This is a genomic window from Salinisphaera sp. RV14, assembly GCF_052044135.1.
Classification (GTDB): Bacteria; Pseudomonadota; Gammaproteobacteria; order Nevskiales; family Salinisphaeraceae; genus Salinisphaera.
Genome location: NZ_JBQDYF010000014.1, coordinates 71,909 through 93,747, shown reverse-complemented (window position 1 = coordinate 93,747; position 21,839 = coordinate 71,909). Strand labels below are relative to the sequence as shown.

The following is a 21,839-nucleotide window of genomic DNA, read 5'->3' as shown; positions in this document are numbered from 1 at the left end:
GCGTCGCGCCTTGCCACGAACGCGCGCCGCCTCGCTGAATGCGACAAAATACCCAGGGCAGGACATTAGGCCTGGAGTGCAACTTCGCGCGGCATGCGCGATCCAACGCTGATAGCGATCGACCCGATGCGGGGGTGCCCATGAGCCTGATCTGTCGATATATCGATGGCGTGCCCCCCGCCACGGACCGGCGTGTCGCATGAATCCGGTGGCTGAACAGCCCGCGCGGCGGTCGGCGCGGCAGGCATGGGTCTGGGGCGGCGCCATCGTTGCTCTGGCCGCGGCGATGTTGGTGGCGCTGGTGTTGCCTGTCGGGGCGGCGGAAGCCCCGAGCCTCAGCTGGCTGAAGGATACGGCGACGCCCGGCATGGGCTGGGGCGAACCGTTTCGCCATCTCATCGCGCGCGCGGCAGCCACGCCGGATCGGCCGCTGGTTTGCCTGCTTGCGGCCGCGGTGGTGCTGAAATCGGCCCCGGCGGTGGGCGCGCTGTTTGCGCTGCGCCTGGCCGATGTGCTCGCGGCGGCGCTGGTTGCGGCCGTTGTCGTGCGGGTGGCGGAAACGCGATCGGCGGGGGTGCTCGCGGCACTGTTGTTTGTTGCCTCGCCCGCGCTCTGGGCCGCCGTGGCGGGGCCGCCGGGTCTGCTCGTCGACGCCGCGGCGACCGCCGTCCTGTATGCGGTGGCGCGTCGGCCGGCGGTGCGTCCCCGGGCGGGCGCGTTGCTGGGCTTGCTGCTTGCCCTGGTTGTGCTCATCTACAACGGCGCTGGCGTGTACGCGATCGCGGTCGGGCTCGGTGTGTGGCTGCACGCCGGGCTCGCGCACGGCGAGTGGCGGCTGTTCGCCAGTGGGCGGTTGACCGTGCTGGCGGGCTTGATCATCGCCGGCCTGACGCTCGTGGGCGTGCTCGGTCTGCCCGCGGGCGCGCACTGGCTGGGGCTGTATCGCAAGCTCGACCTCGCGATCGAGCGCAGCGCGCTGCCCGTGCCCGTCGGGATCATTGCCGCGGTCGTCATCGTGCCGAGTCTGATCGCCCTCGCCGAAACCCTGCGCCGGCCGGCGGGCATGGCGGGGCAGCTATTGTCGATTCTGGCGATCGGCACCATCGTGCTGTCTTGCGCGCCGCGCACGCCGCCACTGGCGGTGACCGCGCTCGCACCACTGGCGCTGCTCTGGTGGACGACCCCGCTGATGTCGACCGAGGCGCGCGGCCGTGCGTTGCTGGCGGCCGGATTTTATGTGCTGGCCGGTGTCGCCGCGGCTGGCGCGTTGCTGATACTCGGCCGGGCCGAGCCGTCGACCCCGGCGGCGCTGGCATGGGCGAGTCGGGGTGTGGCCATCCTGATGGCGTCGGCCGCACTCCTCGCGTTGGCGTCGGCCTGGCGCGGAACCCGGGTCGCGCCGGCCGGCGCGGCATCGCTGGCGCTTGCCGCGGTGATTGCGGCCGGCGCGCTGTGGCTGGCCGCACCCCAGCAGTTGTTCGCCCAGCGCGGCTACGACCGACAGTTGGCCGAGGCTATGGCGCCGCTGCAGGCGCGCCCGATTGCCGTGCTCGCGCCCGTCGGCGCACCGTTGTGGCGTGCGGAGCTGGGCCGCCCGGTGTTCGTGGCCCGCGATGTGTCCGCGCTGTGTCGTTGGGCCGCGGCGCGCGACGGGACGTCCGCGCCGCTGGCGCTGGTGCGCCCGCAGGCGACCGATGCCGTGCTTGGCCGCTTTGCCGGGGCGCGATTGTTGTGGCAGTCACCGGGCACGCCGCAGACGTCGGTCATGGTGATCGAGCTCGGCGATCGCGGGAGCCGGGGCTGCCGGGCCGGGCATTGATCCGGGCGCATGCCGCCGAGGCTGGCAAAAACCGACAAACCGTTTAGGCTCTGACGCATGACATCGGATGCACGTCGCGACGATTATCTCCGCGCCCTCGGTCTGGCCGACTGGCAGTATCGCGCCGACGGGCCGCTGGGCGGCGTCCGGGCGCGCCCCGGCAAGGCGCTCGAGGCCGGGATGACCGGCTCGAACGAGGCGGCGGCCGTGGTTGCCGCCGGTGATGAACAGACGGTCGCTGCGCCCGAGCGGGAAGTGGCCGCGCCGGCGCCGGCGAGCTTGGCGCGCGAACCGGAGGCCGACGCCGCCCCGGCGCCGACGCCGGATGCCGACACCGGCCCGGCCGGGCTCGACTGGGACGGGTTGGAGGCCTATCTGGCCCGCCAGGACCACCGCGGCGCGAGCCGCCCGGTATTCGGCATCGGTGCACGCGATGCGGAGGTTTTGATCGTGGGCGAGGCCCCGGGCGCGAGCGAGGACGCCCAGGGCGTGCCGTTCGTCGGCCGCGCCGGCAAGCTGCTCGACCGCATGCTGGCGGCGATCGATTGCTCGCGCGCCACCAACGTCTACATCACCAACATCTGCAAGTTCCGCCCGCCGGACAATCGCGACCCGACGCCGGATGAAGTCGCGGCCGACTGGCCGATCCTGGAACGCCAGATCGATCTGATGGCGCCGCGCCTGGTGGTGGCGGTCGGCCGGGTCGCCGCGCAGACGCTGCTCGCTTGCCAGACCCCGCTCGGCAAGCTGCGTGGCCGGTTGCACCGTTACCCGCGGCGCGATCTCGATGTGCTGGTGACCTATCACCCCGCTTTTCTGTTGCGCAGTCCGCAGCAGAAGAGCAAGGCCTGGGCAGATCTGAAAATGATCGCCCGCCATATCCGGTCGTTCGAGCGATGAGCGCCGCGCCCGACGATCTCTGGCAGGTCCGGCGCATGCGGACGCAGGACGTGGCCGCGGTGCTGGAAATCGAACGTTCCTCGTACAGCCATCCCTGGAGCGAGCGTATTTTTCACGATTGCCTGCGCGTGGGCTATCGCGCCTGGGTGGTGGATCGCGCCGGGCGAAGTGTGGCGGGATACGCGCTGGCCTCGATCGCAGTGGGCGAGGCGCACCTGCTCAATCTGTGCGTGGCCGAAAGCGCGCGCGGCCACGGCGCGGCCGGTCGCCTGCTGGATGTGGTGATTGCCCGGGCGGCGGCGGAAAATGCCAATGAGCTGTTTCTTGAGGTACGGCCCTCCAACCGGGCCGCGCGCCGGCTCTATGCCCGCTACGGCTTCGAAACGCGTGGCCGCCGGCCCAACTATTATCCGCACAGGCATGGCCGCGAGGATGCGTTGGTCTTGTCAAAGGTGATCACGATTTGAGCGATACGCGTTTCACCTGGCGCGGCCGGTTCGGCTGGGCTTTCTACGACTGGGCCAATTCTGCGTTCGCGACGACCGTCGTCGCCGGTTTTTTCCCGGTTTTCTTCAAGACATTCTGGAGCGCCGACTATCCGGCCGAAACCAGCACGCTACAGTTGGGCGTGGGCAGCGCACTGGCGAGTTTCCTGGTGTTGTTTCTGGCGCCTGTCGGTGGGGCGATCGCCGACCGCGGGCATCGCAAGAAAGCCGGGCTGGCGCTGTCGACAGGTCTTTCGGTGGCCGCCACCGCCGGGCTGTTCTGGGTCGGCCACGGCCAATGGCTGACCGCGATGGCGCTGTTCGTGCTGGCCTCGATCGGATTCTTCATGGCCATGGTGTTCTACGACAGCCTGATCGTGGATGTGGCCGCGCCGGGCGATTACGATCGCACCTCGGCGCTCGGCTATGGCCTGGGCTATCTCGGCGGTGGGCTGCTGCTGGCGCTCAATGTCGCCATGACGATCTGGCCGCATGCCTTCGGCCTGGCCGGCCGTGCGGATGCTGTGCGCTGGTCCTTTTTGAGCGTTGCCGTCTGGTGGGCACTGTTCTCACTGCCGTTGTTCCTGTTCTCCCGCGAACGTACGGATGGCGCCCGCGTGTCGGCCGTGCAGGCCGTGCGCGACGGCCTCCGCGAGTTGCGGGGTACGGCACGGGATATCCTAGCGCAGCACGAGATCTGGCTGTTCCTGCTGGCCTACTGGCTCTACATCGACGGCGTGAATACCATCGTCCGCATGGCGGTCGATTTCGGCTTGAGCCTGGGCTTCGGTCAGGAAAGTCTGATCATGGCGCTGCTGCTGGTGCAGTTCATCGGTTTTCCGGCGGCGATCGCCTTCGGCTGGCTGGCCTCGATCTGGGAGACCAAGAAGGCAATCTATCTCGGGCTCTGTGTCTATGCCGCGATCTCGGCCTGGGCCTATTTCCTGCACGACGTCTGGCAGTTCTATGCCATGGCGGTTGCCATCGGGCTGGTGCAGGGCGGGGTGCAATCGTTGTCGCGCTCCTACTACGCCCGGCTTATTCCCGAGGGCAAGGCCGGCGAGTACTTCGGCATCTACAACATGCTCGGCAAGTTCGCTGCCGTGATCGGGCCGCTGCTGGTCGGCGTGGTCGCCGCCATGAGCGGCAGCGCGCGGCTGTCGATCCTGTCGGTGGTGGTTCTGTTCATCGCCGGCGGCTGGCTGCTCACGCGGGTGGACGCGCGCCGCGCCCATCCTTCGACCGGGGCGTAACCGGATATGTTCGCCTACGCCCTCGATGACCCGCGGCAGCTTGAGCGGTCGCGCCGCGACAAGCCGACGCGCTCTCGGCAGCGGCGTTAGAAAACCTCGAACAATCCCGCGGCACCGATGCCGCCGCCGACGCACATGGTGACCACCACGTGCTTGACGCCGCGGCGCCGGCCTTCGATCAGCGCATGGCCGACCATGCGGGCACCGGACATGCCGTAGGGATGACCGATGGATATGGAACCGCCGTCGACGTTGTAGATGTCGGGGTCGATGCCGAGATGATCGCGGCAGTACAGGCACTGGCTGGCGAAGGCCTCGTTGAGCTCCCAAAGGCCGATGTCGTCGATGGCCAGGCCGAAGCGGTTCAGCAGTTTCGGCACGGCATAGATCGGGCCGATGCCCATTTCGTCGGGGGCGCAGCCGGCGACCGCCATGCCGACGTAGGCGCCCAGCGGTTCCAGCCCGCGCCGCTCGGCTTCGCCGGCTTCCATGAGCACGCTGGCCGAGGCGCCGTCGGACAGTTGCGATGCATTGCCGGCGGTGATGAATCGTCCTTTGCCGATCTGCTGGCCATTTTCGAACACGGGTTTGAGCTGGGCCAGACCCTCCCGGGTGGTGTTGGGTCGATTGCCCTCGTCCTGACGCAACGTGACCGCTTCCGAGCCGGTCGCGCCGGTCGCCTTGTCGACGGTGGTCTTGACCGTGCTCAGGGGCACGATTTCGTCGTCGAAGCGGCCCGCCTGTTGTGCCGCGGCCGTGCGCATCTGCGACTGATACGCGTATTCGTCCTGCGCCTCGCGCGATACGCCGTAGCGATCGGCCACGATCTCGGCGGTTTCGAGCATGCTCATGTAGATATCCGGCTGATTCGCCTCCAGCCAGGGATCGCGGGCCCGATATTGATTGTTGTGTTCGTTCTGCACCAGCGAGATCGATTCCAGCCCGCCGCCGACGACCACGTTCATCCGGTCGTGCACGATCTGCTTGGCCGCGGTGGCAATACCCATGAGCCCGGATGCGCATTGCCGGTCGATCGTCATGCCCGGCACGCCGGTGGCCAGACCCGCCCTTAACGCGCACTGGCGGGCGACATTGCCGCCGGTTGAACCCTGTTGTTGGGCGACGCCGAGAATCACGTCATCCACGGCGTCGGCTTCGAGGGCGGCGCGTTGGATGGCATGTTCGATGGCGTGGCTGCCCAGGGCCTGACCCTGGGTGTTGTTGAAAGCGCCGCGATAGGCTTTGCCGATCGGCGTGCGTGCCGTGGAAACGATGACAGCTTGGCGCATGAAAATCCTCGATGGCTTCGGGGCAATGGCGCGTGGGCCGCGCCATTGCCAAAAGGTGGCCGCTTAACTAAATTGAAACGACGTTTCAAAATATGGTCAACCAGTATGTTGAGGGTAGGGGTCAGCGTCAAGATATGCGTAAAGCGCTTAACGGGGCTTGCTGATGTCACTGAGTGAACGACTTCGCGCGGATATGCGGCTGCCGGTCATCGGCTCGCCGATGTTCATCGTGTCGAACCCGGCGCTGGTGATCGCCCAGTGCACCGCGGGCATCATCGGCGCCTTCCCGGCGCTCAATGCCCGGCCGGCCGAGCAGCTGCCGGTCTGGCTCGAGCGCATCACGAACGCCCTGGCCGCCGAGCGCGCCGCGCGCCCGCAGGCCCGGATCGCGCCGTTCGCGGTCAACCAGATCGTGCATGCCTCCAACGACCGGCTGGAACAAGATCTTCGCGCCTGCGCGGATTTCCGCGTGCCGTTGCTGATCACGAGCCTGCGCGCCCCGCATGCGGCGGTCGAGGCCGCCCACGATTATGGCGGGCACGTGTTCCACGATGTGATCAACGTGCGTCATGCCGAGAAGGCGATCGAAGCGGGCGTGGATGGCCTGATCGTGGTCTGCGCCGGCGCCGGCGGGCATGCCGGTACGCTGAGTCCGTTCGCCCTGGTCTCGGAGATCCGGCGGTTCTGGGATGGCCCGCTGGTCCTGTCCGGTGCGATGACCCGCGGCGCGCATATCCTGGCGGCCGAGGCGCTGGGCGCGGATTTCGCGTACATGGGCACGCGTTTCATCGCCACCGAAGAAGCCAATGCGGCGGCCGAGTACAAGACCATGATCACCACATCGAGCGCGAAGGATATCGTCTACAGCAATCTGTTCACCGGGGTGCACGGCAACTATCTGCGTGGCTCGATCGAGAACGCCGGACTCGACCCGCATGATCTGCCGACATCGGACAAGCAGGCCATGAGCTTCGGCAGCGACCGCAAGAAGGCCTGGAAGGATATCTGGGGCGCGGGCCAGGGCGTCGGCAACATCGACGCCATCGAGCCGGTGGCCGATGTGGTCGAACAACTGGTCGCGGAATACAACGCGGCCCGTCAGCGGCTCGGCGCGCGCTGAGCCGCCGGCGCCGCGGATACCGGTCGCTCGACAGGGCCGATTCGAGTCCGGCGACGGGCATCAGACGACTTGGTTATGTACGACACTCGGCTGGCTTATTAACCCGGCACAAAAATAGATGATTTTTCGGGTTAATAGCGCGCGTATGCGACCGCATGCTCGCCGCGGCCATCGGCCGCGAAGCCTTTGAAAATAAAAGACGGACAGGCGCCGGCTTTTATTTTTGAAGGCGTTGAAAACAGCGGATGAAGTCAGCTGTTTTGATGCCGGATTAATAATAAGCAAGAGCATTGCGCCCGCAAATCCACGCAAATGGGCGCAAATAAGAAGGAAGATCAACAAGCTGCTGATTTCAGGTGCGCAGGCAATGGCGTCGTCAAGCCTTTGTCTGAACTGTGTATATAGCCAGGTCAGACGATGTACAGGGTCAGGGTCTCGGCGATACAGGCCGGCTTGTCGTGGTTTTCGATCTCGACGGTCACATGACAGCCGACACGGAACGCACCGGGCCCGCGCGCGATCACCTCATCCAGCCGGACCCGTGCCCGTATCCGCGCACCGGCCGGCACCGGATTGATGAAACGCAGGGTATCCAACCCGTAATTCACGCGCGTGCCGACCCCGCGCACGGTAAAGACTTCGCCGACCAGGCGCGGCAGCAGGGACAGTGTCAGAAAACCGTGGGCCACCGGCCCGCCGAAGGGCGAGTCGCGCGTTGCGCGCTCGACGTCGACATGGATCCACTGATGATCGTCGGTGGCATCGGCGAAGCCATCGATACGCGACTGGTCGATCGTCAACCACCCGCTGCTGCCGAGTTCGGCGCCGACATGTGCCTGTAGTGCCGGTATATCGTCAAAGGCCTGCATGAGCGATTTCGATCGGGCCAAACACTATGGCGGCGCTAGCCAACGGCACGCTCGAGTTCCGGAATGATTTCGAACAGATCGCCGACCAGGCCGATGTCGGCGATCTCGAAGATCGGCGCCTCTTCGTCCTTGTTGATCGCCACGATCGTGCCGGCGTCCTTGATGCCGGCCAGGTGCTGGATGGCCCCCGAGATGCCGAAGCAGATATAAAGGTCGGGCGAGATGATCTTGCCGGTCTGGCCGACCTGCATGTCGTTGGGCACGAAGCCGGCGTCCACCGCCGCCCGCGAGGCGCCGACGGCGGCGCCGATCTTGTCGGCGAAATCGTAGATGAGCCGGAAGTTGTCCGCGCTGCCGACGCCGCGCCCGCCGGATACCACCTTGGATGCGGTCTGCAGGTCGGGCCGGTCGGAGGCCTGCTGTTCCAGACGGATGAAGCGGGTGTGGCCGGGCAGCTCGACATCCAGCTTGATCGGCTCGACCGTGGCCTGGTTGTCCGTGCTCGCGGCGGGATAGGACGCACAGCGCACCGAGGCGACCAGCACTTGATCGGCCGGCGCGGCGACCGTGGTCACCGCATTGCCGGCATAGATTGGCCGGTCGAACTCGTGCGGCCCGTGCACGGCCATGATGTCGGTGACCATGGGCACGCCGAGCAGGGCGGCCACCCGCGGCATCAGGTCCTTGCCGAAGGTGGTGTTCGGGCCGAGCACATGGCTGTACCGGCCTTGTTCGGCCGCCGCCACGATCTGCGGCGCGAACACCGCCGCGGTGGGGTGCGCGTTGGCCGGGTGGTCGGCATGGCGCACGCTCGCCACACCGTTGATGCGCGCGGCCTCGCCGGCGATAGTCGCACCGTCGTCGGCCAGCACCAGCACATCGATCTCGCGGTCTGCGATCTGTTGTGCGCAGGTCACCGTGCGCGCGGTCGATTCATTGAGGCGGCCGTCCAGATGGTCGGCGATGATCAGAATCCTGTCGCTCATAGCAGGCTCTTCTCCTTGAGTTTGGCGACCAGTTGGTCGACCGATTGCACGCGGATGCCGGCCTCGCGTTGCGGCGGCGGTGCGGTCCTGCGGGTTTCCAGCATCGCAGCGGGTGCTACGCCGAGCTCGGTCAGGCTGCGGGTCTCGATCGGTTTCCTCTTGGCCTTCATGATGTTGGGCAGCTTGAGATAGCGCGGTTCGTTGAGGCGCAGATCGGCCGTGATCACCGCCGGCAGGTCCACCTCCAGGGTTTCGAGCCCGGCATCGATCTCGCGGGTGACCCGGGCGTGGTCGTCGGCCAACTCGATCACCGAGGCGAACGTGGCCTGGGGCCAGCCGAGCAGGGCGGCTGTCATCTGGCCGGTTTGATTGGCGTCGTCGTCGATCGCCTGTTTGCCCATCAGGAAAACCGCGGGCTGCTCGTTCTCGGCGATCGCCTTGAAAACGCGGGCGGCGGTGAGCGGCTGGACCGCGTCTTCCGTCTTGACGTGAATGGCGTGATCGCAGCCGAAGGCCAGGGCCGTGCGCAGCTGTTCGGCCGCCGGATCCGGACCGATGGTCACGGCCACGACTTCGTCCGCCGTGCCGGCTTCCTTCCAGCGGATGGCCTGTTCGAGGGCGATTTCATCGAACGGGTTCATGCTGTGCTTGACGCCGTCGGTGACCACGCCCGAGCCGTCGGACTTGATCTGGATGCGGACGTTGTAGTCGATCGCGCGCTTGACGCTGACCAGTACTTTCATGGCTGTCCCTTGCGTGGTCAGAGGTTGTAGTAATTAGGCCCCGAGCCGCCCTCGGGCGCGACCCAGTTGATGATCTGGTACGGATCCTTGATATCGCAGGTCTTGCAGTGCACGCAGTTGGCGGCGTTGATCTTGAGTGCCGGCTCGCCGGCCTCGTTTTCCACCATCTCGTAGACGCTGGCCGGACAGAAACGCGTGCAGGGGTTGCCGTATTCCCGGGTACAGCGGTCGGTACAGATGCTCGGATCCAGCACCTGCAGGTGGACCGGTTGATCCTCATCGTGCTCGGTCTGGGCGTAGTAGACCGAGGCCAGGCGATCGCGCGGGGCCAGGTCGCGTTCAACGTAACCCTGCGCTTCTTCCGGGGGCGGGGCGTCGAGTTGATCGAGTCTTTGCGTGGTCTGCCAGTCGGCATGATTGGACAGCGTCCAGGGCGAGGCGCCTCGGGTCGCCGTCTCCCAGACCGCATTCAGCAGCCCGGTCCATTGGCCCTTGTTGAAGCCGGGCCGGATATTGCGGACCCGTTTCAGTTCGGTGCCGACCTCGGAGGCCCGCAGCGCGGCATCAAAGCCGTCGGCTGTGCCATGCGCCGCGATATGATCGGCCGCGATCATGCCCGAGCGCATCGCGGTATGGATGCCCTTGATCTTGGGCACATTCAGTGTGCCCGCCGCATCGCCGAGCAGCATCGCGCCGGGCATCTCCATCTTTGGCAGCGACTGCCAGCCGCCCTCGACCAACGCCCGGGCGCCGGCCGACACAATCTCGCCGCCCTCCAGCATGGGTTTGATCCTCGGATGATGCTTGAGTTGCTGGAAGGCCTCGAACGGGCGCAGCCGCGGATCGGCATAATCCAGGCCGACGACAAAACCGATGGCGATGCGGTTGTCGTCGAGATGGTAGACAAAGCTGCCGCCGTAGGTGTCGTTGTCCAGCGGCCAGCCGATCGTATGCTGCACCAGGCCTGGCTTGCACTGGCCTTCGGGTACTTTCCAGAGTTCCTTCAAGCCGATGCCGTAGGTCTGCGGATCGCTGTGCCGGTCGAGCTCGAAATGCCGGATGAGCTGTTTGCTGCAATGGCCGCGACATCCCTCGGCGAACAACGTGACCGGCGCATGGATTTCGATGCCCGGGGTGAAGCTGTCCTTGGGCCGACCGCCGCGGTCCAGCCCCATGTCGGGCGTACGCACGCCCTTGACCGCGCCGCCGTCATCGAACAGCGCCTCGGCGGCGGGAAAGCCGGGGTAGATCTCCACGCCCAGCGCTTCGGCCCTGGGCGCCAGCCAACTCATCAGATTGGCGATGGAGACGATCACATTGCCGGTATTGTTCTGCTGCGGTGGTGTCGGCAGCCGCTTCGCGCCGTCACGGGTGAGCCGCCAGAACTCATCCTCGACCGCATCGACACAGATCGCGGGCGGATCGTCGCGCCAGTCCGGCACCAGTTCGTCGAGCGGGCCGGTCTCGATCACCGCGCCGGCGAGATTGTGGGCGCCGACCTCCGAGGCTTTTTCGAGCACGCAGACGTCGGTTTCCGGTGATTGCTGCTTGATGCGCATGGCCGCGGCCAGCCCGGCCGGGCCGGCGCCGACGACGAGCACGTCGTAGGCCATGATGTCGCGTTCGGTCTGTTCGGTCATGGGCGGTTCGTGATCGGCAGTGGGAAACAGGCCCGTGTGCCGGCAGCAAAGACACGGGACGGGGGGATGCGGCGGCTCGCGATCGCCATCAGAACTTCATGCCCGGCATGTTCAACGAGGCGGTGTTGCCGCCGTCCACCGCCAGTGCCTGGCCGGTGACGAAGCTGGCATCGTCGCTGGCCAGAAAGGCGATCGCCGCCGCCACTTCCTCGGGATGGCCGTAGCGACGCAGTTCGCAGCGGGCACCCAGCTTGTGGGTCTTGCCGTGTGCGGCCGCGTATTCGAATACCGGTCGGGTCATGCCCGTTTCGATCAGGCCGGGACAGACGGCGTTCACACGAATGCCGCATTTGCCGAGGTCGCAGGCGGCGGTCTGGGTCAGGCTGATCACCCCGGCCTTGGTGGCGCTGTAGGCATTGCCGCCGGCGCCCGAGCGCAGCCCGGCTACCGACGCGGTGTTGACGATTGCCCCGCGGCCGGCGGCCCGCATCGCGCCGGCCACGGTTTTCAGCACCTGCGCGCTGCCGAGCAGATTCACGTCAACGACGTGGCGCCAGTTGGCAAGATCGTTGTCGTCGATCGATGAATGATCCGTACCCGCAATACCGGCGTTGTTGCATAGCACATCGATCCGGCCGTGCGTCGTCATCACTTGTTCGACCCGTGATGCAACGGCGGCGGGATCGCGGATGTCCAGCGTGCCTGCGACATGGCCGGCCCCGGCCGGAAGCTCGGCCTGGAGGCTGGCCAGCGCGGTTGCATCGCGATCGAGGGCAACGACGGTCGCGCCTTCGGCGATCAGGCGCCGGGTGCAGGCCCGGCCGATGCCGCTCGCGGCCCCGGTGATCATGGCGATGCGCTGATCGAATCGGTTCATGGCTTGACGGGCGCTGAGCCTCGCGGGATGCATGGCACGATTCTACCGCTGATCGAACGCGGGTCAATAAAAGTGAAATTCGGTTCCATTTTTATTGTCCGGGCGGGCTGGGCTTGGACTGCCCCGCGGCTGGCGCCGGGGCATCGAACAGCCCGGCCTGGGTCAGTTGTCGGGCCACGACGCTCGCGAACTGGTCGGCGCCGGCCTTGAGGCCGTTCGGATTGTAGGTGACGGAGGTGGCCGACCAGACAATGGCCTGCTGCTTGACGTCCCAGAAATTGATTCGTGCCACGTAGGTGGTTTCATTGAGCGAGAAATCCGGGCCGAGCGGCTCGGCGCGCATGCTGAGGGTGGCGCCGGCCGGCGCCGGGGCAGAGGGCCCGGCGCTGACCTTCACGTTCTCGATCTTTTTGTGCACGAGATGGATGCCGATCGCGCTGTCGAATCCGTGTTGTTGCAGCCGGTGTGCGAGATAGGCGCGGGATTTGTCCTGAATGCCCTTGTTGCCATAAATCGGCATGGCAGCACGAGCATTCACGCCACGCGCCCGCAGTGCGGCGACCACGGCATTCTCCAGAGTGCTACGGCTCGCCGAATCCACCAGCACGCCCACCACCGGCGCGCGGTAAGGGGGTTTCGCGGTTGCTTCCATGTTCGGCCGGACATCGACCACGCGCGTATGTCGATAAGGCGAATTCGCGCAGGCGGCCAGCAGGGTCGTCCCGCCCAGCACCAAAGCCCTGATGATCTTGTTCATTGAGTTGTCCTCGGGTGGCTCACTGACGGCGCTAGAACGAATAACTGGCGCTGAAGGCGAAATAATCGCGGTCCTGGACCGTGCTGTATTTGGTGGTGTTGTAGTTGGTATACGACAGGTCGCCGCCGAGATGATGGTACTGCAGGCCCAGCCCGACGGTGATCGTGCGTTGATGCGCTTCGAACGAATTATCGCTGGAAAAGCCGTCGACGCCCTGGCGCAGGGTCAAGCTGGGCTTGAGCGCAAGCGCGCCAATGACATTGTTGTAGGTGGACTCGAGCGAAATCTGATAGCCCCAGCTGAAATCGGTCACGTAGCCATCGGCACCGGGCGCGCCGATCCCGAAATTCGTGTGCCGACCGAAGCGTATGTCGTTGTGGCTGGGCAGGTTGGGAATCGTTTCGAACGCCGTCTCTGCCGAGGCCACCGTTTTATCGGCGCCGAGCAGATCGGGGATGATGGTGGTGAAGGTCAGCTCGGCGCGCTCCACACCGTAGCGTTTGTAGCCCTGGACGTTCTGGCCGAGACCGATTGCATCCACATAGGCCTGGGTGCCGGCCGGAATGTTGGGGTTGGCCGGTGAGCCGGTGGCGGATGTGGCCGATTGGGTGGTCAGGTCCGGGGTGTTGATCTGCAGCGGCATGTTGTCGACATAGCTCAGATTGAGCGCCAGGTTGCCGATGTTCTGAAAGGTCTTGTCGGCCGTCAGGCCAAACACTCGAATGTCGTTCGGGTAATCATAGTGAAAGGTGACGGAATTGAAGACCGCCGGCGCGGAAGGGGTCGGTCGGGGGTCGGCGTTCTTGTGCAGCGAGTAATACGGCAGGCGGGCGTTGTAATTGAAAAAGTACGCACCGATATGCGCGTTCTGCTGAGCGAACGAGTACTGGAGCTTGAAGCCGTACTGTCCGCCGTTGCTGGCCTTGTTATCCGGGCCACGGCGGAAATACAGGCCATGATCGAGCGCGTAGCGGTTCGGCACCACCACCTGATTGGAAAACGTGGCATAGCATCCGGGCGCGACATTGTCGTAGGTGGCGTAAAACGTGCCACAGCCGTCGGTAACTGAATGCTGCCAGCTGAACTGGTAGAACGCTTTCATGTCCAGATGCTGCGTCAAGCCGAGGTCGGCGCTGAGCATGCCGGCCGGAATCAGGTACTGCTGGTAGCCGGAACCCGGCCGATGAAAGGCCGGCAGGTCGATGGCATTCAGCGAACCGAACGAGCCGCGGGTGAACAGGCTGCGGCCCCACAGCAGCAACTGCTTGCCGAGCTTGAAGCTGACGTCGTGTCCCCGGACATCGAATTTACCGAAGGCGTAAGCCTGCTGGAAGGTGGCGCCGTTGAACTTGGCGCGTCTGTTGAAACCGTGGTCGCTCAGCGGTGTATTCGGCACATAGCCGTTGGGCACGTTGCCGTGCGCCACCGACTTGTTGTCCTCGAGGTAGTCTTCCCAGGCCTGGCCGCTGACGAATAGCCCGTAGTTGCCATGGCTCAGTTTGACGCTGCCGTAGAGTTGGGCGCTGCCCTTCACGAAGTCGCCTTTCTTGTAATTGAGATCGCCGTCGTCCGATACGGCATCATCCGAGCGCCCGCCGGCCTTGTTGCCCGCGAACAGGATGTCGTTGCTGGGCGATTGGGTCCGGATGGCGCTGCCGGCGATCGCCTTGAGGTTCCAGTCGGCGGAAACGCCATGCCCGAGATCGATATTGCCGCCGGCGAGGGCGGGGCCGGCGAATGACAACAAGCCGGCGGCATACAGTCCCCTTTTGCGAAAACCACTGTGCATGGTCGTGCTCTCCTCTTTTCGTTTTTGTCCCGGCATTCCCCGAATGGCATGCCGGTTCTTTTAAAATCACGCGCCAGCGATTTCGGCGTCGCGTGAGCAAGGCCTGTTCAAGCGGTTGCTCGATGCCGGCTATCGGTGGGGCATGGCCGAAATTACGCGCTGTTTTTTTTGGAATTGCGTTTTGCAATTCGAATTGGGTCTAAACTGTGACGCTGATGTCGTCAAGCGACGCCGACCCGCCTCGATCGACCGACGCAGCGCGGCGCGAGCGGTCTTCGGATGTGTTTTTGAACGCGTCGGTGCGCCCGGAAACCTTGTGGCGGATTGGCTTGCGTTGGCGGCGGGCGGGCGATGGACGTATCGTCAAACCTGCCGCGACAGCCGCTCGGGGGGCGGATCGCCTGCGACGGATGTCGAATCCCGGCCGGGGGGCGTCCAAGGGGCCGGCGATTGAATCTGCGCTCGCATTACACGGGCCGGAAAAGGGGCGAACTCGAGGGTTCGAGAACATGACAACGACCAGGGCAGCACCGATGCGTCGAACAAAAACAGGGACGAATTCAGTGGATGGGAAGAAGGATCCCAATTTCGTGACCGCGCTCGCGCGCGGGCTCGAATTGATGCGTTGTTACGGTGACGCGGCGGAGTATCTGGGCAATGCCGAGCTGGCCAAGCGTACCGGCATCCCGCGACCGACCGTCTCGCGTCTGACGGCGACGCTGACCCAGTTGGGTTATCTGATTTACGTACCGCATCTGGAACGCTATCGACTCGGCCCGCGCGTGCTCGGTCTGGGTTATCGCTATCTGGCCAGCGAGGGCGTCAGCAACATCGCGCGGCCGTTCATGCAGGAGCTGGCGGATGCCACCGACTGCTTCATTGCGCTGGGCGTGGCCGAGTGCACGCAGATGACCTACACCCAGACCTGCCAGGGGCCGGGCCCGTTGATCATGCGCATGGGCACCGGCTCCCGTGTGCCCATGGCCTATACCGCGATCGGCCGGGCCTTTCTCGCGGCGTTGCCGGCGGATCAGCGCCGCCCCTATCGCGAGCTTATCCAGCGCGACGATCCGAGCGCGTGGCCGCACGTCGAGCGCGCCCTGGATCGTGCCGATCGCGAGTACGAACAGTTCGGCTTCTGTGTCGCCGAAAGCGAATGGACCCGTGATGTCAGCGGAGTAGGCGTGCCCCTGGCGCTGGAAAACGGGCGCCGTGTGGTGGCATTCAACTGCAGCGGCTCGTCGCTGCGTCTGAGTTATCAGATTCTGACCGAGAACCTCGGCCCCCGGCTGCGCGCCATGGTGGCGCAGGTGCGCGAGTTGATCGAAGGCGGCGACGATCGCGGCTGATGCCGCCCGCTTCGGGCGCGCATATCGACACAAGTGGAATGCTGTTTTGATTTGTTGACGGCCTCTCTGGCGCTGTGTCACTTTGCGGATCAGCACAACACGCCTGACGGCCGAATCGGCCGGTCGGGAGGATTCGACGGAGGAGAGGTCCATGGGAGCGCTTTCCGATCGCGCCGAGGCGCTGCGATCCCGGCTGCGAAAGTTCATGGCCGAGCATGTGTATCCGAACGAGGCGGTCTATGCCGCCCAGCACGCACAGGCGGCGGATCGTTGGTCGGAGCCGCCGATTCATGGCCAGCTCAAGGCCCGGGCACGCGAACAGGGGCTGTGGAATCTGTTTCTGCCCGACAGCGAGCACGGCGCCGGTCTGTCCAACCACGATTACGCCCATCTGTGCGAAATCATGGGGCGCAGCCCGATCGCGCCGAGTGTGTTCAATTGCAACGCGCCGGACACCGGCAACATGGAAGTACTGGCACGTTACGGCAGCCCCGAGCAGCAGCAACGCTGGCTGACGCCTTTGCTCGAAGGCGAGATCCGGTCCTGCTTTTCCATGACCGAGCCGGAGGTCGCCTCCTCCGACGCCACCAATATCGGCACGTCGATCGTGCGCGACGGCGATGAATACGTGATCAACGGCCGCAAGTGGTGGTCGTCCGGGGCCATGTCGCGCGATTGCGCGATCGCCATCGTGATGGGCAAGACCGACCCCGGGGCCGAGCGCCACAAGCAGCAATCCATGATTCTCGTGCCGCTGGATACGCCGGGTGTGAAGATCGAGCGTGCACTGTATGTGTTCGGGTATGACGACGCGCCCGAAGGCCATGCCGATATTCATTACGACAACGTGCGGGTGCCGGCCGGGAACATCATTCTCGGCGAGGGGCGCGGCTTCGAGATCGCCCAGGGCCGGCTGGGCCCGGGGCGTATTCATCATTGCATGCGCACCATCGGCATGGCCGAACGGGCGCTGGAAGCGATGTGCGCGCGGGTCGCCGAGCGCGAGGCCTTCGGCCGCAAGCTGGCGGATTTCGACTCGATCCGCAAACAGATCGCGCGTTCCCGGGTCGAGATCGATCAGGCGCGGTTGCTGACGCTGCACGCCGCCGAACGCATGGATGCGGTCGGCAACAAGGCCGCCCGCCAGGAGATCGCGATGATCAAGGTGGTGGCGCCCGAGATGGCACTGCGGGTGCTCGACCGGGCGATCCAGGCCCACGGCGCGCTCGGTGTGTCGCAGGACAGCTTCCTCGCGCGCGCCTGGGCACACATTCGCACGTTGCGGCTGGCCGATGGGCCGGACGAGGTGCATCTGGATGCCATCGCCAAACTCGAACTGCGGCGCCAGAGCGCCGATGCCGGCTGAGCCGGCGAACACGGCTTACAGGAGCGGGATATGGGGCAACTGTTTGATTTGACCGGCCAGGTCGCGGTGATTACCGGCTCCAGCCGGGGCATCGGCAAGGCGATCGCCTGGCAGATGGCGGCGCACGGCGCGAAGGTCGTGATCTCCAGCCGCAAGGCCGAGGCCTGCGACGCCGTGGCCGCAGAACTGCGCAACGCCGGCTTCGACGCCATCGCCATTGCCTGTCATGTCGGCGACAAGAGCCAGCTGCAGCATCTGGTCGATACCACGATCACGACCTACGGCGGTATCGACGTGCTGGTATGCAACGCCGCCACCAACCCGGTGTACGGCCCGACCGGCGACATGACCGACGAGGCCTGGGACAAGATCATGAACACCAACGTCCGCTCGACCTTCTGGTTGTGCAACATGGTGCTGCCGGGCATGGCCGAACGCGGGCGCGGGCGGGTGATCGTGCTGTCGTCGATCGCCGCCCTGCGCGGTAACAACGTGATCGGGACGTACGGGGTTTCGAAGGCGGCCGAGGCGGCGCTGGTACGCAACCTCGCGGTGGAGTGGGGGCCGCAAAACATTCGCGTCAATGCGATCGCGCCGGGGCTGGTGCGTACCGATTTCGCGAAAGCGCTGATCGAGGATCCGGAGCGGCTGGCCCAGGCCGAACAGCGCACACCGGTGCGCCGGATCGGCGAGCCCGATGACATCGCCGGGGTGGCGGTCTTCCTGGCCAGCGCGGCCGGCGATTACGTCACCGGGCAGACGCTGGTCGCCGACGGCGGCGAGACGATTGCCGGCTGAACCGGCGAGGACGCGTTATGAGCGAACAAGAGGCAGGCGAGCCGGCGCTGGTTGATATTCGAAGCGCCCATCGGTTCGATACCGGCGCACTCGAACGCTATCTTGAGCGCGAAGGGCTGCTCACGGGTGCGCTGTCGGTGAAGCAGTTCCAGGGTGGCCAGTCGAACCCGACCTTCCTGTTGCAGATCGGCGAAGGCGAACGCGGCGCGCGCTATGTGCTGCGCAAGCAGCCGCCGGGCAGGATTCTGCCCTCGGCGCATCGCGTGGACCGGGAATACCGGGTGATGGATGCCCTGGCGAACGTACCCGACGTGCCGGTTCCGGCCATGCGCAGCTACTGCGATGACGCCGCGGTGATCGGTACGCCGTTCTATGTAATGGATTATGTCGAGGGCCGGGTGTTCAATAACCAGCCCACCCTGGCCGATGTTGCGCGCGATCAGCGGGCCGGGGTGTATCACCGCATGATCGATACGCTGGCGGCGCTGCATTCCGTCGATGTGGCGGCAGTCGGGTTGTCCGATTTCGGCAAGCCCGAGGGCTATGTCGAGCGCCAGGTTGCCCTCTGGCGCAAGCAGTACGACCAGTCCACCGACGAACCCGACCCGGCCATGATCGCGCTCGGCGACTGGCTCGCCGAACATCTGCCGCCGGACAGCCCGCCGACCATCGCCCATGGCGATTTCCGCATCGGCAATCTGCTGCTGGCGCCGGATCTGTCGGCAGTGCGTGCGGTGCTCGACTGGGAGCTCGCCACGCTCGGGCATCCCCTGGCCGATCTGGCCTATGCCTGCCTGCCGTACTACCTGCCGCCGGGCCAGGCGGGTCTGCCCGGTCTGGTGGGCCTCGACCTGGCCGAACACGGCATCCCGGATGAGGCCGAGTTGCTCGCGCGCTACCGCGCGCGCCGCAATCTCGCTCAGATCGATGACTGGCCCGTGTTCATCGCTTTTTCGCTGTTCCGGATCGCCGCCATCCTGCAGGGGGTCTATGCGCGCGCGGTTCAGGGCAATGCCAGCAACGCCAATGCACTGGAAGTCGGGCGCCAGGCCGGCCGGCTGGCCGAGCGCGGCTGGGAAATCGCGCGAAGCCACGATTGACCGGCAGTTCGCTCGGCCCGTTTTTGAATCGAGAGTCGGCATGACGCGCTTTCAGCGCATCCTGGTCACCAATGACGATGGCATCGATGCGCCGGGCTTGGCGGTGGCCGAACAGCTGGCCACCACGCTGGCCGACGAGGTATGGGTGGTCGCGCCGCAGACCGACCAGTCCGGTGTAGGCCAGGGCATTTCCATGCACCAGCCACTGCGAGCGCTACGTCGCGAGGCGCGTCGCTATGCGGTTTCCGGTACCCCGGCCGACTGCGTGATGTATGCGCTGGCTGCGCTGTGTGCAGATCGGGCCCCCGATCTGGTGCTGTCCGGGGTGAACTGGGGCGCCAATCTGTCCGATTCGGTGATGTATTCCGGCACCGTGGGCGCGGTGCTGGCTGCCAACCATCTCGGCATCGACGCCATCGCGCTCAGCCAGGCCTATCATGCCGGCGCCGCGCCGGATTTCAGCGTGGCCCGGGCTTATGCCCGACGGGTCATCGAGTCGTTGCTGGCCCGGCGGGCCCGCGACGGCAGCTGCTGCTGGAGTGTCAACTTCCCCATGCAGCCGCTGGATTCCATACGCGGCCTGCGTTTCACCCGTCAGACCCGGGGTGCGATTCGTGCCCCGAAGCTGACGCCAGTCACCGCCAACGATCCGCACGCTGGCCAGTGGCTGGGTTTCCGCAGCAACGCAGCTGCGGTCGACGACCCGCGCGGCGATGTCGCGGCCTTGCGCGAGCACCATGTCTCGGCCACGCCGCTGCACGGCACGCGCTGCAACGAAGCGTTGCTCGCGCGGACGGCGGACGATCCGGATATCGATATTCGCCGCTGAGCGATGAGCGGCTGATCGTCATGGCGCCCCGGACCACGGGGGCCGTTGCACCGGCATACGACATTGGAATTAAAAAATGGAATGTCGTTTCAAAATACATTGACGCCACCGGCGGCCGGTGACAGAGTCGGATCCATCCGGATAAAACATGCGCTTGAGAACGCGTGGCCGGGTCTGTTGGACGACGAGGAGATGCACGCAATGTTCGATCGGCACCATGCCGTATGGCCTGCCTACCTGCCGCACCGTCTGGCCCTGCCCCGGACCAGCGTGTTCGCCAATCTCGCGATTTCCGCGCAGCGCTATCCGGAGCGTGACGCGATCCTTTATTACGGCGCCGCGATGACGTATGCCGCGCTTGAGCGCGAGGCGCTTGCGCTGGCCGGCTATCTGACAGCGCAGGGCGTGGCCCGCGGCGACCGGGTACTGCTCTATATGCAGAACGCGCCGCAGTACGTTGTTGCCTTCTATGCGATTCTGCGCGCCAATGCGGTGGTGGTGCCGGTCAATCCGATGAATCGCACCGGCGAAATCGAACACTACGCCCGCGATACCGAAGCCCGCCTGTGCCTCTGCGGCCAGGAGCGTCTGGCCGAGGTCACGCCGCTGCTCGCATCCGGCCTGCTGGACGAGATCGTGGTCACGGCCTACAGCGAGTACGCGCCGGCGGCCTGCGATCTCGAACTGCCGGCGGAGGTCTCGGCACCGTTCGAAACACCGCAGGCAGCCGGGGTGACCGCCTGGCGCGATGCCATGGCCGCCGGCCACGCGCCGCCGGCGCTTGACGTCGGCCCCGACGATCTCGCGGTATTGCCCTACAGCTCCGGCACCACGGGCCAGCCCAAGGGTTGCATGCATACCCACACCTCGGTGATGGCCACGGCGGTGCACAGCGTGGTGTGGAGTTACGGCACCTCCGAGGCGGTCAATCTCGCCACGCTGCCGTTCTTTCATGTCACCGGCATGCAGAACAGCATGAATGCGCCCATCTATGCCGGCGCCACTCTGGTCATCATGACGCGCTGGGACCGGCGCACGGCGGCCCGGCTTATCGAACGCCACCGGGTCGATCGCTGGACCAACATCGTGACCATGGCGGTGGACCTGCTGGCCGATCCCGAGATCGAGTCCTTCGATTTGTCGAGCCTGACATACATCGGTGGCGGCGGGGCGGCCATGCCGGCCGCGGTAGCCGGCAAACTGCGCGACCTGACCGGGCTGGATTACATCGAAGGCTACGGTCTCAGCGAGACCATGGCGGCGACTCATATCAATCCGCTCGGGGCGCCGAAAGCCCAGTGTCTGGGGATTCCGGTGTTCAGTGTCGATGCGCGGATCATCGACCTGGAAACGCAGGCCGAGGTGTCGATCGGCGAGAGCGGGGAAATCGTGTTGCATGGGCCGCAGGTGTGCGTCGGCTACTGGAATCGGCCGGAGGCCACGGCCGCGGCCTTCATCGAGATCGACGGCAAGCACTTCCTCCGGACCGGCGATATCGGCCGCTATGACGCGGACGGCTATTTCTTCATGGTCGACCGCGTCAAACGGATGATCAACGCCTCGGGCTACAAGGTCTGGCCGGCCGAGGTCGAGGCGTTGATGTACGGCCACCCGGAGATCCGCGAAGCCTGCGTGATCGCCACGCCCGACACCCGTCGTGGTGAATCGGTCAAGGCCTGTGTCGTGCTGGTCGACGGCGCGACCGCGACCGAGGCCGACATTCTGGCCTGGTGTCGCGACAACATGGCGGCTTACAAAGTGCCGCGGGCGGTCGAGATCTGTCTCGAACTGCCCCGTTCCCAGACCGGCAAGGTCATGTGGCGTCGCCTGCAGGAGGCCGAATGGCAAGACGCATAACCGGATATTTGCT

At 65.7% G+C, this 21,839-nt stretch carries 19 protein-coding genes; 11 read left to right on the top strand and 8 right to left on the bottom strand.

Features of this window, described 5'->3' with window-relative positions; all coding sequences use genetic code 11:
• Window positions 1–199 precede the first annotated feature (199 nt).
• The 4 genes from ACS8Y6_RS13820 to ACS8Y6_RS13805 are packed head-to-tail and all read left to right on the top strand — an operon-like array spanning window position 200 to window position 4,457.
• Window positions 200–1,819, top strand: coding sequence for a hypothetical protein (locus ACS8Y6_RS13820; RefSeq protein WP_440855779.1), 1,620 nt, complete (start codon window positions 200–202; stop codon window positions 1,817–1,819).
• A gap of 57 nt (window positions 1,820–1,876) precedes the next feature.
• Window positions 1,877–2,719 (top strand): uracil-DNA glycosylase, encoded by an 843-nt coding sequence (locus tag ACS8Y6_RS13815; RefSeq protein WP_440855778.1) that lies wholly within the window; start codon window positions 1,877–1,879, stop codon window positions 2,717–2,719.
• Window positions 2,716–3,186, top strand: coding sequence for a ribosomal protein S18-alanine N-acetyltransferase (gene rimI / locus ACS8Y6_RS13810; RefSeq protein WP_440855777.1), 471 nt, complete (start codon window positions 2,716–2,718; stop codon window positions 3,184–3,186). Before ACS8Y6_RS13815 ends, rimI begins: the two co-directional genes overlap by 4 nt.
• A complete protein-coding gene (locus tag ACS8Y6_RS13805; RefSeq protein WP_440855776.1) occupies window positions 3,183–4,457 on the top strand; it encodes an MFS transporter in 1,275 nt (424 codons plus the stop codon). The genes rimI and ACS8Y6_RS13805 overlap by 4 nt, the downstream gene beginning before the upstream one ends.
• Window positions 4,458–4,543: 86 nt before the next feature.
• Here ACS8Y6_RS13805 and ACS8Y6_RS13800 read toward each other — a convergent pair whose 3' ends face one another.
• Window positions 4,544–5,746, bottom strand: coding sequence for an acetyl-CoA C-acyltransferase (locus ACS8Y6_RS13800; RefSeq protein ID WP_440848178.1), 1,203 nt, complete (start codon window positions 5,744–5,746; stop codon window positions 4,544–4,546).
• A 163-nt stretch (window positions 5,747–5,909) separates the two neighbouring features.
• Between ACS8Y6_RS13800 and ACS8Y6_RS13795 the strand changes: the two genes are divergently transcribed.
• Entirely contained in the window at window positions 5,910–6,866 is a 957-nt protein-coding gene (locus ACS8Y6_RS13795) for an NAD(P)H-dependent flavin oxidoreductase (protein ID WP_440855775.1), read from the top strand.
• A 410-nt stretch (window positions 6,867–7,276) separates the two neighbouring features.
• Here ACS8Y6_RS13795 and ACS8Y6_RS13790 read toward each other — a convergent pair whose 3' ends face one another.
• The 7 genes from ACS8Y6_RS13790 to ACS8Y6_RS13760 all read right to left on the bottom strand — a co-directional run bounded on the left by ACS8Y6_RS13790 (window position 7,277) and on the right by ACS8Y6_RS13760 (window position 14,527).
• The gene (locus ACS8Y6_RS13790) at window positions 7,277–7,735 is read right to left on the bottom strand and encodes a MaoC family dehydratase (protein ID WP_440848180.1); all 459 of its coding nucleotides are present in this window, start codon (window positions 7,733–7,735) and stop codon (window positions 7,277–7,279) included.
• 35 nt (window positions 7,736–7,770) lie between these two features.
• The gene (locus ACS8Y6_RS13785) at window positions 7,771–8,721 is read right to left on the bottom strand and encodes an electron transfer flavoprotein subunit alpha/FixB family protein (protein WP_440848181.1); all 951 of its coding nucleotides are present in this window, start codon (window positions 8,719–8,721) and stop codon (window positions 7,771–7,773) included.
• Entirely contained in the window at window positions 8,718–9,464 is a 747-nt protein-coding gene (locus ACS8Y6_RS13780; protein ID WP_440855774.1) for an electron transfer flavoprotein subunit beta/FixA family protein, read from the bottom strand. Before ACS8Y6_RS13780 ends, ACS8Y6_RS13785 begins: the two co-directional genes overlap by 4 nt.
• Window positions 9,465–9,481: 17 nt before the next feature.
• Entirely contained in the window at window positions 9,482–11,104 is a 1,623-nt protein-coding gene (locus ACS8Y6_RS13775; protein WP_440855773.1) for a 4Fe-4S dicluster domain-containing protein, read from the bottom strand.
• Between the two features lie 88 nt (window positions 11,105–11,192).
• Window positions 11,193–11,981, bottom strand: coding sequence for an SDR family NAD(P)-dependent oxidoreductase (locus tag ACS8Y6_RS13770; RefSeq protein ID WP_440848184.1), 789 nt, complete (start codon window positions 11,979–11,981; stop codon window positions 11,193–11,195).
• 91 nt (window positions 11,982–12,072) lie between these two features.
• Entirely contained in the window at window positions 12,073–12,738 is a 666-nt protein-coding gene (locus ACS8Y6_RS13765; RefSeq protein ID WP_440855772.1) for a hypothetical protein, read from the bottom strand.
• A 31-nt stretch (window positions 12,739–12,769) separates the two neighbouring features.
• Window positions 12,770–14,527: a DUF1302 family protein gene (locus tag ACS8Y6_RS13760; RefSeq protein ID WP_440848186.1), complete on the bottom strand. Its 1,758-nt coding sequence runs from the start codon at window positions 14,525–14,527 to the stop codon at window positions 12,770–12,772.
• Window positions 14,528–15,090: 563 nt separating this feature from the next.
• Here ACS8Y6_RS13760 and ACS8Y6_RS13755 point away from each other — a divergent pair.
• The 6 genes from ACS8Y6_RS13755 to ACS8Y6_RS13730 all read left to right on the top strand — a co-directional run bounded on the left by ACS8Y6_RS13755 (window position 15,091) and on the right by ACS8Y6_RS13730 (window position 21,826).
• Complete coding sequence (locus tag ACS8Y6_RS13755) at window positions 15,091–15,876, top strand: IclR family transcriptional regulator (protein WP_440848187.1); 786 nt, start codon at window positions 15,091–15,093, stop codon at window positions 15,874–15,876.
• Window positions 15,877–16,027: 151 nt separating this feature from the next.
• Window positions 16,028–17,242 (top strand): acyl-CoA dehydrogenase family protein, encoded by a 1,215-nt coding sequence (locus tag ACS8Y6_RS13750; RefSeq protein ID WP_440855771.1) that lies wholly within the window; start codon window positions 16,028–16,030, stop codon window positions 17,240–17,242.
• A gap of 30 nt (window positions 17,243–17,272) precedes the next feature.
• Window positions 17,273–18,040, top strand: coding sequence for an SDR family NAD(P)-dependent oxidoreductase (locus ACS8Y6_RS13745; protein WP_440848189.1), 768 nt, complete (start codon window positions 17,273–17,275; stop codon window positions 18,038–18,040).
• A gap of 17 nt (window positions 18,041–18,057) precedes the next feature.
• Window positions 18,058–19,140, top strand: a complete 1,083-nt coding sequence (locus ACS8Y6_RS13740; protein WP_440848190.1) for a phosphotransferase family protein — start codon at window positions 18,058–18,060, stop codon at window positions 19,138–19,140.
• Between the two features lie 40 nt (window positions 19,141–19,180).
• Window positions 19,181–19,969, top strand: a complete 789-nt coding sequence (surE, locus tag ACS8Y6_RS13735) for a 5'/3'-nucleotidase SurE (protein WP_440855770.1) — start codon at window positions 19,181–19,183, stop codon at window positions 19,967–19,969.
• A 201-nt stretch (window positions 19,970–20,170) separates the two neighbouring features.
• The gene (locus ACS8Y6_RS13730) at window positions 20,171–21,826 is read left to right on the top strand and encodes a long-chain-fatty-acid--CoA ligase (RefSeq protein WP_440855769.1); all 1,656 of its coding nucleotides are present in this window, start codon (window positions 20,171–20,173) and stop codon (window positions 21,824–21,826) included.
• The last annotated feature ends 13 nt before the right edge of the window (window positions 21,827–21,839 follow it).